General features: G+C 32.2%; 10 protein-coding genes and 2 pseudogenes. 10 read left to right on the top strand and 2 right to left on the bottom strand.

What is annotated here, in order from left to right; all coding sequences use genetic code 11:
* Positions 1 to 6: 6 nt before the first annotated feature.
* The 5 genes from AC0L0O_RS11210 to AC0L0O_RS11190 all read left to right on the top strand — a co-directional run bounded on the left by AC0L0O_RS11210 (position 7) and on the right by AC0L0O_RS11190 (position 4688).
* Positions 7 to 1245: an MFS transporter gene (locus AC0L0O_RS11210; RefSeq protein WP_000793324.1), complete on the top strand. Its 1239-nt coding sequence runs from the start codon at positions 7 to 9 to the stop codon at positions 1243 to 1245.
* Between the two features lie 110 nt (positions 1246 to 1355).
* Positions 1356 to 2378 carry a serine hydrolase domain-containing protein gene (locus AC0L0O_RS11205; RefSeq protein ID WP_003297624.1) on the top strand — a complete coding sequence of 341 codons (1023 nt, stop codon included), beginning with the start codon at positions 1356 to 1358 and terminating at the stop codon, positions 2376 to 2378.
* A 4-nt stretch (positions 2379 to 2382) separates the two neighbouring features.
* Positions 2383 to 2976 carry a GNAT family N-acetyltransferase gene (locus AC0L0O_RS11200; RefSeq protein ID WP_000350629.1) on the top strand — a complete coding sequence of 198 codons (594 nt, stop codon included), beginning with the start codon at positions 2383 to 2385 and terminating at the stop codon, positions 2974 to 2976.
* A 199-nt stretch (positions 2977 to 3175) separates the two neighbouring features.
* Positions 3176 to 3682 carry a DUF3189 family protein gene (locus AC0L0O_RS11195; RefSeq protein ID WP_000576325.1) on the top strand — a complete coding sequence of 169 codons (507 nt, stop codon included), beginning with the start codon at positions 3176 to 3178 and terminating at the stop codon, positions 3680 to 3682.
* Between the two features lie 199 nt (positions 3683 to 3881).
* Complete coding sequence (locus AC0L0O_RS11190) at positions 3882 to 4688, top strand: DegV family protein (protein WP_000831945.1); 807 nt, start codon at positions 3882 to 3884, stop codon at positions 4686 to 4688.
* Between the two features lie 119 nt (positions 4689 to 4807).
* Here AC0L0O_RS11190 and AC0L0O_RS11185 read toward each other — a convergent pair whose 3' ends face one another.
* Positions 4808 to 5380, bottom strand: coding sequence for a DJ-1/PfpI family protein (locus tag AC0L0O_RS11185; RefSeq protein WP_000684430.1), 573 nt, complete (start codon positions 5378 to 5380; stop codon positions 4808 to 4810).
* A 606-nt stretch (positions 5381 to 5986) separates the two neighbouring features.
* Between AC0L0O_RS11185 and AC0L0O_RS11180 the strand changes: the two are divergent.
* From AC0L0O_RS11180 to AC0L0O_RS11165, 4 genes and pseudogenes are all read left to right on the top strand, one after another.
* Positions 5987 to 6339 (top strand): annotated as a pseudogene (locus tag AC0L0O_RS11180) (helix-turn-helix domain-containing protein); the annotation flags it as partial.
* 96 nt (positions 6340 to 6435) lie between these two features.
* Positions 6436 to 7398: a helix-turn-helix transcriptional regulator gene (locus tag AC0L0O_RS11175; RefSeq protein ID WP_001124134.1), complete on the top strand. Its 963-nt coding sequence runs from the start codon at positions 6436 to 6438 to the stop codon at positions 7396 to 7398.
* 74 nt (positions 7399 to 7472) lie between these two features.
* Positions 7473 to 8105, top strand: coding sequence for a type 1 glutamine amidotransferase family protein (locus tag AC0L0O_RS11170; protein ID WP_001193570.1), 633 nt, complete (start codon positions 7473 to 7475; stop codon positions 8103 to 8105).
* A gap of 357 nt (positions 8106 to 8462) precedes the next feature.
* Positions 8463 to 9221, top strand: coding sequence for a DUF975 family protein (locus AC0L0O_RS11165; protein WP_000197717.1), 759 nt, complete (start codon positions 8463 to 8465; stop codon positions 9219 to 9221).
* 332 nt (positions 9222 to 9553) lie between these two features.
* Here AC0L0O_RS11165 and AC0L0O_RS11160 read toward each other — a convergent pair whose 3' ends face one another.
* On the bottom strand, positions 9554 to 9859 hold the full coding sequence (locus AC0L0O_RS11160; protein ID WP_000836223.1) for a hypothetical protein: 306 nt from the start codon (positions 9857 to 9859) through the stop codon (positions 9554 to 9556).
* A gap of 660 nt (positions 9860 to 10519) precedes the next feature.
* On the opposite strand from AC0L0O_RS11160, the pseudogene AC0L0O_RS11155 reads away from it, so the two are divergent.
* Positions 10520 to 11687 (top strand): annotated as a pseudogene (locus AC0L0O_RS11155) (serine hydrolase domain-containing protein).
* Positions 11688 to 11860: the final 173 nt, after the last annotated feature.

Raw genomic sequence — 11860 nt, 5'->3', positions numbered from 1 at the left:
CCTAAAATGAAAAACTTACTTAAAGATTGGAAATATCCTTTATTACTACTGTCCGGAGTTGGTATTGCAAATTTAGGGGCATGGATTTACTTAATAGCACTGAATGTACTTGTCTATCATATGGGTGGTTCAGCCTTAGCTGTTGCTACTTTATATGTAATTAAACCATTGGCTGCTTTATTTACAAACGCTTGGTCAGGAAGTATGATTGATCGTTTAAATAAACGAAAATTAATGATCCACCTCGATATATATCGCGCGGTATGTATCGCTATTTTACCTTTACTTCCATCACTTTGGATGGTTTATGTATTTGTATTCTTTATTAGTATGGCAAATGCAATTTATGAGCCAACTGCGATGACGTATATGACGAAATTAATACCAGTGGAACAAAGACAACGTTTCAACTCATTACGTAGTTTAATAGGATCTGGGGCTTCTGTAATTGGTCCAGCGATAGCGGGGTCATTGTTAATAGCAAGTACACCAGAGTTTGCTATATATATGAATGCTATAGCATTTCTCTTATCAGGAGTAATTACATTGCTGCTACCTAATCTTGATAAAAAATCTGATAGTCATACATCAAATGACACATTATCTTTAGCTATACTAAAAAAAGATTGGAACATCGTTTTAAATTTTAGTAAAAAATCTTTGTATATCGTTTTCGTGTACTTCTTATTCCAAGGGATGATGGTGTTAGCTGCCGCAAATGATTCACTTGAATTGTCATTTGCGAAAAAAGTTTTATTTTTAACAGATAGTGAATATGGCTTTTTAGTTAGTATTGCTGGAGCTGGATTTATTTTAGGAGCAATAACAAATACAATTTTATCAAAAAAACTAACACCTTCATTATTAATTGGGATAGGATCATTATTCATCGCAATCGGTTATATAATTTATGCTTTTTCAAATGGGTTTTTAATAGCTGCTATCGGATTTTTTATTTTATCTTTCTCTATGGCGTATGCAAATACAGGGTTTAATACCTTTTATCAAAATAATGTCCCTGTCCATATAATGGGACGGATTGGGAGCATATATGGATTATTTATTGCAGGTATCACCATTTTAATTACGATTTTGTTCGGAGTTGCCACTCAATTTATTTCTATACAACTTGTGGTTATTGTAGGTTCTTTAGTAATGTTATTTATTACTATCATCTTGTGTGTGTTTACTTTATTGCCATCACATTCTAAAGTGCATTCTTCTGAATCAATACATTCGAAATAATTCTCTTAGTTTTGATTTAAATCTTACGATGTTCAATAGGAGGGTTATCCCTCCTATATATGGAAATATAAGAAAGGAGAACAATATTGATAAACGAGGGTGATTTTGTAATGAAAACTAAAGATCAAATAGATAACATTGTAAAAGAAACATATCGTCATATAGATTTCTCTGGAGTAATTTTAGTGAAAGAAAAAAAGGGCATAGTCTATGAAGAGGCGTTTGGTTATGCAAATCGAAATGAGTGTATAAACAATACGCGACAAACTAGGTTTGGAATTGCTTCTGGGTGTAAAATATTCACAGCTATCGGTATCTGTCAACTTGTTGAAAATGGGGTAATTACTTTTCAAACAAAGTTAAAAGAGTGTTTAAGTGTTAACTTTCCAAACTTTAATGAAGATATTACAATACATCACCTTTTGACGCATAGTTCGGGTATTCCAGATTATTTTGATGAAAGTATTATGGATAACTTCGAAGATCTTTGGAAACAAACACCTATGTATTTATTAAAAAGTTTAAAAGACTTTTTACCATTATTTCAAAACAGAGATATGATGTATGCACCAGGAAGTAAGTTTCACTACAACAATGCAGGTTTTATCATACTGGGATTAATAATCGAAGAACAGACAGGACTTACATTTACGGAGTATATAGAAAAAAACATATTTAATCCAATTGGTATGAATCATTCGGGCTATTTTTCTTTAGATAGATTACCAAGGCAGACAGCTCTCGGATATATAAAAGATGAAATTAGCCAGACATGGAGAACAAATGCTTACTCTATTCCGATAAAAGGTGGTTCTGATGGTGGAGCTTTTATTACTGCGTCAGACATGCTGAAGTTTTGGGAAGCGTTATTTAACTATGAAATTATAAGCCAAGAATATACAAAAATACTTTTAACTCCTCACATCCAAGTAAATAATAATCAATCTTATGGCTATGGAATATGGATTGAAACAAGAGAAAACAAGATATTCAAATATCATGTAATGGGATATGACCCAGGTGTCAGTTTTCGCTCGGCCGTATATCCAGACTTAGGAATTACATTAGTTATTCCGTCAAATAAAGGAACAGGACCCGAAAAATTAATGATAGAAATAGAAGGGAGTTTTTAATTATATGGATATAGAAATTAGAGCGTATAGAAAAGAGAATGAAGCTGGTTGGGTACGTTGCCGTGTGTTATCTTTTTTAGATACAGCTTATTACGATAATGTATTTAGAGAAAAGGAAAGATATGAACATCCGGCTATAGAACTAGTAGCTGTATATGAAAATCAAATTGTAGGTTTACTAGATATCGAATATGAATTAGAAGAACGTACAGTATGCTCAAGAGGAACTGGTCTTGGCGGCATGATTTGGCATATTGCAGTTCATCCAGATTTTCGTAGAATGAAAATTGGCAATCAACTATTAAATGAGGGAGAAAAGTTAGCGAAAGAACGTAAACTAAATCGATTGGAAGCATGGACTAGGGACAATTTATGGGTTCATGGTTGGTATGAAAAGAATGGATTTGTAAAAGTAGATTCCTATTTACACGTATATAGCGATCATACAGATGAGATAAAAGGTGTAATAAAAAGTAATATAGATCAGTTATATCCAGTTCAAACATTTGCTCATTATACAGGTGAAAATAAAGAAGAAATAAGAAAACAATTTAAACGAGTTCATGATTGTTTTTGTTTTGAAAAGAATTTTAACTAACAATTTATAAGGGTTAAAGGATATATCTGTTTTAAATAAATATGACTGTTGCATGATGTGCCATAATAAATAGACAAGATATACTCAAAAAATATATAACGAATTAACAAAAAACTGTAAATACATTCATTACTTGTTTATCGATGTTGTGAACGGTAATACTAAATAACATTGAACTTTTATAACAAGGGATGATTATATGATATTCATTTACACGGATTTCGGTGGAACACATTCAACTGCACTCGCTGCAGCTTATCATTTAAATAAATTACCAACGGATCGTAAACTAACAAAAGAAGAAATATTAAATGTAGATTACTTTAATAAATTGAAAACCGAAGATATGGGGAAAATTATTTTTCATGGAATAGATGAAAATGGTAATCCGGTTTATACGATTGGATGTGGTGCATCAAAAGTCGTTGTACCTGCGATGAAACATTTAGGAGAGATCCTGCAAAAACATTATCAAAGTCATGAAAAGATTATTTTTTCTAATACATCACCAACAGTGCCTTTACCAATGACTTTTGGCGGTCTGTTTTCTAGAAGATTTCATATTGACTTTATCGGTGTACCACTACTTATATGGGGTGCAAAACTTAGTTGCGATAACGTACAAAGACTTGTTAGTTATACGAAAGAAGCCGGGCGATTAACAAATGATTATGTTGTGATTTTAGATAATGAAACTTTTAAATAATGTAAGATAAAAAGAAAATCGAGCAAATTTCTTGATTTTCTTTTTTATTTGTGAAAAAGACAAGAAATATTCACATTTATCATCTATCTACTATAGCCAAAACAATAAAGTCCTGTTACTATTACAGGGATATTCTCTTTTCATAACATAAATATATAGAAAAATTAGAAAAGAGGAATTGAATTAAGGGAGGAACAACATGAAGCGTGTTGCTTGGATTACTGATAGTACAACTGCGAGTTTTACAACAGAAGGAGATAACTTTGTTATCCCAATTGAAGTTATTATTGATGGTGTGTCGTACAAAGATTGTGAAGAAGGTGTGCGTGAGCGCGTTTATAATGCTTTAAACGAAGGTAAAACTGTCACTACATCACAGCCTAACATAGGGGAAATGGTAGAATTATTTTCGAAATGCAAAGAAGAATATGAAGAGGGATTTGCAGTTGCTATTAGCGGAAAAGTAAGTGGAACCTATCAAAACATGAAGTTAGCTGCAGAAATGGCAGGTTTCCCATTAACGGTATTAGATAGTGAAACAACAAGTTATCCAATGGATGAACTAATTAGAAAAGCGAAATCGTTATACAATGATGGTATGACTTTACAAGATATACACAAAACATTAGTAGATGAAAAAAGAAGACCTTTCCATGTATTCCCGAAAAGTTTAAAAGGTCTTTACGCAAGTGGACGTGTAAAGGGAGTTCAATTTTTACTTGGAAGTTTATTAAGTGTTAACTTAATATTAGAAGTAAAAGGCGGAGAACTTTTACTTGAAAAGAAAGTTCGTAAAATCCAAAAATGTCGAGAATACATTAAAAATGAACTTGAAAAAGAATTACCAAAAGTACTTCACATGTTCCATGCTAACGATAAAGATGGAGCTGAAGAATGGATTGCAGATATTAGACAAGCATTCCCTGAAATGGATTTCAAATTATATCCATTACCAATTTCATTTGCGGTACATGCAGGTGAAGGTACAATAGCAATTAGTTATTAAGAAGAAAACCCGTGAATAATTCGCGGGTTTTTTTATTTGAAAATGTGGACACACCACGTCTACATTAAACAAAAGAATTCATTTTATCGTTTCGAGGACTAACCGATCACTCGACTTGATTAAAAATATAAACCTTTGCCTACTGGCTGAACAGTTTCTAGTACGATTTCAACCATTTCTTCATTAATTAGAGTTCTTATAATCCAAGCTGAGAGTTCTTGAGCAGCAAAACAACCCGCAGCAGTTGAAATGTTTCCTTCGTTTACGAAACTTTTTTCAATAACGTCTACACCAAATTCTTTAAGTTGTTCTACTGCAGATGGATATGTAGTTGCTTTTTTGCCTGTTAGCAATTTTTTAGCTCCTAATAGTAGTGAACCAGAACACATAGATCCTATTAATTGTTTTTGAGGATCTATGTGAATGCTATTAATATATTGTTGATTTTTATATAAATCTTGTATACCTTTACCGCTTGCAAATATTACAGCGTCAGCAGAAGGAAGATCAGAGATACTTCCTGTCATGGGAATGCGCAAGCCAGACAAGGATATATGAGTTTCTTCCGTTCCTAAAAGCTGGACATCCCAATCAGAAATACCGCCGACTAAACGTACACGATTTAATAAATCCCATGGTAGAAAAACATCTATATCAGTAAAGTTATCGAAACAGACGATTGCAATTTTCATTTCCTAACCCTCCACTTATGTATATCATTTTATTTATAATATAAACATCTCCTTTTTATGTTCTATATCAAGTTATAAATCCCTGTATATTACACGCAGAGGAGGGAGAAGAGGTGTAGTGATTTTTTAACTCCTCTAAACATAAACAGGTATAATATCTTTTTCTTTGTTTTTATCGATTTTTTGTACAAAACCAAGATCTGTAGTAATAACTAGTAAGGTATTTAGGATGAAAATCTTTAAAATTCTCAAGGAAATAGGTGTAATTTATCACATATACAAATAGAAATAAAAACGTCATCCTTTCTTATAAATTCACAGATAGAACACATTTTTATTTTTAGGGGGCATTGTTTCATTAACTTGCTAATCTTATATATAGATTAGAGTAATCAATAAATTATATGATTTTTATAATTTCCGTAAAAAAATTTTGACGTATTTATTTTTTCAATATAAAATAATATCCATTCATCCAAATTTAACCAATATTATATAAAAGATATATCTTTTTAGCTTTAGGGGAAAGGTTAATATGGAAGCAAAGAAACTAGTTACGCTCGCAGTACTATTTATGCTATTACACATGTCAGTTCAATTAACTAGAATTCTTCAAGGCAATTCCAGCAACTGAACGAAATCGGAATGGATATTATTTTTGAAGAAAAAGTTTCTGGAACAACAAAATTTAAACTCCTTAAAAGATATATGGTTGGATTTCTCAGAAGAACATCTCTACAGTCAATTCTTAATTACGGTTATGGCAATTAGAACGTGATCTTATTCATATGTAGCAGCGTGAAGGAGTTGAACTGGCTAAGAAAGAAGGAAAGTTTAAATGTCGGTTAAAGAAGTACCATAAAAATCATGCAGGAATGAATTATGCAGTAAAGCTCTATAAAGAGGGGAATGGGACTGTAAATCACATTTGTGAAATTACAAATGTGTCTAGGTCCTAATGATATAGAAAGCCATTGGAAAGGAACAGTTGATGAGTTATACCAAAAATCAGAAATATATAATAGAAAATAAGTTTCATATAGAGGTGGAATTATATGCCTAAAATTGACAATATGCTAGCAATTCTATGGATGCTTCGTTCAGGTAAAAAAATTACTGCAAAGCAAATTTCAGAAAAGTTAGAGATAAATGTAAGGACTGTGTATCGTTATATTGATACAATTTCAACTAGTGGCGTACCTATAATTTCAGAACCAGGACATAACGGTGGATACACTTTATTGAACAATTTTATAGAGGCTCCTCTTTTTTTTGATTTTGAGGAGCAAACTTCACTATATCACGCTGCTGTTTTTGCAGAAGAAGCCGGATATTATGGAGGTGAAGCATTAAATAGGGCTATTTCAAAACTAAGTAAATACTCAAATCAAGAGCAAGAAACAAAGATAAACCAACATTTAACTAGTCTTGAAGTAATAAGTCGATTAAGTTCACTCTCTATAGAAACTTTTTTGAAGGAGTTGGAGCAGGCCGTAGCTGACGGGTACTCAGTAAAAATTCTTTACTATAAAAGTGGCGAAAAGCAATTAAATTATAGATTGGTCGATCCATACAGAATTATCTATTGGAATAATAAGTGGTATGTGATTGGATTTTGTCATCTTAGGAATGATATCCGTAGTTTTAGAGTAGATCGAATTGAAAGTCTAATGCGAACCGAAAATAAGTTTAACCAGCCAGAAAATTTTTCAGCAAGTGACTTTTTTATAAAAAGTCTTCTTCCAACTATAGAAGATAAGGAAGATATTATTTCTTTGGTTATTAATGGGGATAAAAGTGTATTGGCTGATATTTGCCAACATTGGTTTTTAGGACATTATTTACAAGAACGAACTTCAAATCAAGCAGTTTTTCTTCTTGAAAAAGATATGATACATAAATATGTACCTTATTTACTCTTGCCATACAATAAATCTATCAAAGTTATTGAGCCAATAAGTCTTAAGAATAGAATTATTGAAGTTCTGTCTGAATTAATAAAATTTCATCAAGTATGATAACTTCCCTGACGTTAACTGTCAGGGAAGTTATATTATAATAGCTACATAAATTGAGATTGGAGTGTTGTTGGATGCAAACAAAAAAAGCTTTTCTATATGTATTTGATACAATGTCAGACTGGGAATATGGATATTTAATTGCTGAACTAAACTCAGGAAGATATTTCAAAAAAGATTTAGCACCTTTAAAAGTAATTACAGTAGGAGCTAATAAAGAAATGATAACTACTATGGGAGGACTGAGGATAAAACCAGATATTTCCCTTGATGAATGTACTCTTGAGAGTAAAGATCTTTTAATTTTATCAGGAGGGACTACTTGGAGTGAAGAAATTCATCAACCTATTTTAGAAAGAATTGGCCAAGCTTTAAAGATTGGCACTATTGTTGCTGCAATTTGTGGTGCAACTGATGCCCTCGCGAATATGGGATACTTGGATACTAGAAAGCATACAAGTAATAACTTAGAATATACTAAAATGGTATGTCCTAACTATAAAGGAGAAAAGTTCTATGAGTTGGGACCTGCGGTATCTGATGCGAATTTAGTTACTGCATCAGGAATAGCTCCTCTGGAATTTGCAATGGAGGTACTGAAAAAAATAGATGTATTTACACTAGATGCATTACATTCATGGTATAACCTAAATAAGACTCATAAACCTGAATACTTCTTCCAGTTAATGAATTCAATAAATAAATGAAATAACTAAAAAGCTCAATTTCTCTATTTTGATTTGCAGAGAAGTTGGGCTTTTTAATTTGGCATTCCCTTAGCTTGATCAGTATTTTCCTGATGCTACCCCATGCCCATCAAGCTAAGGTTTTGAAGTACCCTCTAAACAAAAATGTCTAAATATATAGAATTTTTAACAAAAATTCATAATTATGTTATATAATGATGTTAACAAACCATATTTCAGGCATTACCCCCGATTGTGTAGAACAAATAATTTTTCGATGAGCTAAAGTATTTGGCTAAAAGAACTTGTAGCGGGGCCTGCTACAAGTTCTTTTATGTTTTTAGTAAGGCAAAATAAGAAAAAGGAGGGAATACAAGTATGACAAGAAATTTTAAGAAAGCAGCACTGAATTCGTTAGATGGAAAATGGGGGGTAGGTATAGGAGTATCAGCTTTATTCTATTTTGTACCAACCTTAAGTGCATCGGCAATCGCCACTTTTATGTATTTAATATTTGTACTGTTTATCGGGATAATTGGCCCTGATGCACTATTTATTTATTCAATTGGTGGGCAACCACAAGTAGATCCAGTAGCACTTGCTGTACTTATTCTAAGTTATATTGGTTTAGGTGGGGTTTGTTTCCTAATTTATAGTCTCATACAAGGTATCTTCAATTATGGATATTCTGTTTTTACTTTACACTTAGGGAAAAAAGAAGATGCTAAGGTAGACGATGTATTTTCGGGATTTAAAAAGAAGAATGTGTTTAAATCAATGAAATTGGGGCTGTTGCAAGCTATTTTTCTTTTTTTATGGAGTCTCTTATTAATTGTTCCAGGTATTATTAAATATTTTTCTTATTCCATGTCGTATTACATATTAGTAGAGAATCCTGATTATACAGCAAGTGAAGCAATGAGAGAAAGTAAAAGAATAATGAAAGGACAAAAACTAAAGTTATTTGTTGTTTGGTTATCATTTATTGGTTGGTTTTTATTAGCTGCATTTATTGGAATGTTTACATTTAATCTATCATTTATTTTTATTTCTCCTTATTACAACACAACTGTCTCACATTTTTACTTAGATTTAATTAAAAAGCAGGATATTGGAGAAGCGAAGGTAAGTATATAAATAGAAAAAAAGTATGTTTAAGGTGAAAAATATACGTAGTTGACAGTGGATATGAGTTTAAGCATATCCACTTTTTAATATTATATTAAAAGTCTTAAGCTGCTGGTTATATCCAGATTAATATGATTTGAGTTAGGATACCGCAAACGTGTTGCAAGTTAGATGGAATAGGTATAGCACTACATCACTTGTAAGCTACGGTTATATAGTCCTCCCGAACAAAGAATATCCCTTTATAATTATTTATAAGTATTTAATTCAGCTTTATCAATCATATACTTACCTACCTTTTGCTTTTAATATATCATAGTAAAGACAGAAATTGATTATGGCTATAATTCTATATAGGCTTTTTCTCCACCTGGAATCTTGAATGTATTTACAGCAAATTCTTTAATTATATATACCTTTATCGCTTCAAAATCCTTACCAAAAGCGAGAGATGGATTTTTTAAGAAATATATTATTTTTTCCTTGTCATAGATTCGGGCTGTAATTATTTCTTTGTCCGAGTGAAACGATAAATTGACTCCTTTGTAAAAATATTCGTAGTATCCCTCTTCATCCTGCTCACTCTTATCTTCAAAAGGAACAGATTCAATATAATATATATTGCCATTTAAATTTATTGATTTCATACAGCATTACTCCCTTTTCAAGAATATCCATAAGAAATTATATAGTCTCTGTCTATCATACCAAAAATAGGGAATCTACTTTTAAAATTTATAAAGAATATATAGGATCAAATTAAAATCTTTATATTATTTTTCATAATAGGGGTCACCATATGTGCCCATCAACTTAAGAATTAATTGTTCCCCAAAACGAAAAAAGAAACATAGAAGTGAAAAAACCCTGTTTTTCTTTTTGATAAATATATTTATTGGAAAATACTTTGAACTTTCGGGTACAGATGCTCCTTCTATCCTATTATAGAAGCTATTTTGAACGTAAGTAATTTGTAAGGAATAGGTAAGAAAAAAGAGATTTTCATTGTGTAGGATAAAAATATAAGGAGGTGTGAAAGGCGGAACAGATATGACTTATATATGAAGAACAAACCTGTAACAAGAGTGTTTCAAGGAAAAGAAGTAATTTCTGGGGTTAACATACATGTGGAAGAAAAGGGATTTACCGTTTGTTAAGACAGAATAGCCTTTGTAAAAATAATAATTATGAATATGATTACGAATTTAATTATGACTTTTTTGTCATTGTTGGAGATGATAGCTGTGTGATTAATACGAAACAGCAAGCAACTAGCTTTACAATTTAAATAAAGGAGAGGATGCTTTATGAAAACATGCAGTAAAATTACATGTGCAAGTCTATCACTTTTAATAGCTGGAAGTTCCCTGTTATACATAACACCAGCCTCAATTGTAAAAGCAGAACCCACGCAAAATGTATCTAGTTCGTTACAAACAAGTAATCAAAGCGATCGTACTTCCGTTAAGAAAGCAATGCGGGATTCACTCCAACTTGGATACCCTGGAATACTCGCTCAAATTTCTAAGGGTGGTAAAAATTGGAGCTATGCGGCCGGGATAGCGGATCTGAGAACCAAGAAGCAGATGAAAACAGATTTTCGCTTTCGTATTGGCAGTACGACGAAGACATTCATTGCAACAGTTCTACTTCAATTGGCTGGAGAGAACCGCTTGAATCTAGATGACTCCATCGAAAAATGGCTACCTGGCGTCATTCAAGGAAACGGATATGATGCTAACCAGATTACGATTCGGCAAATATTGAATCATACAAGTGGGATTGCTGAATACTTAAAGTCAAAAGACTATGATATTATGGATACAAAAAAATTGTATACGGCTGAAGAATTAGTAAAGATGGGAATTTCTCTTCCACCAGACTTTGCTCCAGGTAAGGGCTGGTCTTATTCAAACACAGGATACGTAATACTGGGTATCCTTATTGAAAAAGTAACTGGAAACAGCTATGCGGAAGAGGTTGAAAATCGGATTGTTGAACCGCTCGAATTTGTCGAATACATTCCTACCTGGTAATTCAACTGTTATTCCAGGTACCAAACATGCCCGTGGATATGAAAGATATGACGGAGAAAGTGAGCTAAAAGACGTTACTTATTCTTACCCAGGTAGCTCGGATGGAGATATGATTTCTACTGCTGACGACTTAAACAAATTCTTCTCTTACTTACTCAGTGGCAAATTACTGAAGGAACAGCAACTAAAACAAATGCTTACTACAGTTCCTACAGGAATTGCTGAAATCGGCAGATATGGTCTTGGAATCTATGAAACTAAACTTCCAAACGGTGTCTCGATATGGGGACACGCAGGTGCCTCTCCAGGGTTTTCTACTTTTGCTGGAGGCACACTTGGAGGCAAGCATACATTAGCCATCAATTTGAATGGCCATGAAACTAGTTATAGTCCTTCTGATCCTTTTAAAAATATTTTACTTGCTGAATTTAGCAAGTAGTCAAAAAGGAAAGTAAAGTAAATCTTTTTATAGATAAAAATATACCTTTTTGGTTCAAAAAAATAACCTCTTTTTAAAATTTTTTTGAAATTAAGGTGGTAAATGCTATCAAGCTAATATTTTAAAATATCCTCAAAACGAAAATTTTCTTCGTTTTGGGGAACTACCAATTT

Source organism: Bacillus sp. GS3m_15504 (genome assembly GCF_055825275.1).
This window is presented reverse-complemented; position numbering and strand designations above follow the sequence as displayed.

Bases quoted from the DNA above. Each gene is read 5' to 3' on its own strand.
- AC0L0O_RS11210 (WP_000793324.1), top strand. From the start codon at position 7: ATGAAAAACTTACTTAAAGATTGGAAATATCCTTTATTACTACTGTCC.
- AC0L0O_RS11205 (WP_003297624.1), top strand. From the start codon at position 1,356: ATGAAAACTAAAGATCAAATAGATAACATTGTAAAAGAAACATATCGT.
- AC0L0O_RS11200 (WP_000350629.1), top strand. From the start codon at position 2,383: ATGGATATAGAAATTAGAGCGTATAGAAAAGAGAATGAAGCTGGTTGG.
- AC0L0O_RS11195 (WP_000576325.1), top strand. From the start codon at position 3,176: ATGATATTCATTTACACGGATTTCGGTGGAACACATTCAACTGCACTC.
- AC0L0O_RS11190 (WP_000831945.1), top strand. From the start codon at position 3,882: ATGAAGCGTGTTGCTTGGATTACTGATAGTACAACTGCGAGTTTTACA.
- AC0L0O_RS11185 (WP_000684430.1), bottom strand. From the start codon at position 5,380: ATGAAAATTGCAATCGTCTGTTTCGATAACTTTACTGATATAGATGTT.
- AC0L0O_RS11175 (WP_001124134.1), top strand. From the start codon at position 6,436: ATGCCTAAAATTGACAATATGCTAGCAATTCTATGGATGCTTCGTTCA.
- AC0L0O_RS11170 (WP_001193570.1), top strand. From the start codon at position 7,473: ATGCAAACAAAAAAAGCTTTTCTATATGTATTTGATACAATGTCAGAC.
- AC0L0O_RS11165 (WP_000197717.1), top strand. From the start codon at position 8,463: ATGACAAGAAATTTTAAGAAAGCAGCACTGAATTCGTTAGATGGAAAA.
- AC0L0O_RS11160 (WP_000836223.1), bottom strand. From the start codon at position 9,859: ATGAAATCAATAAATTTAAATGGCAATATATATTATATTGAATCTGTT.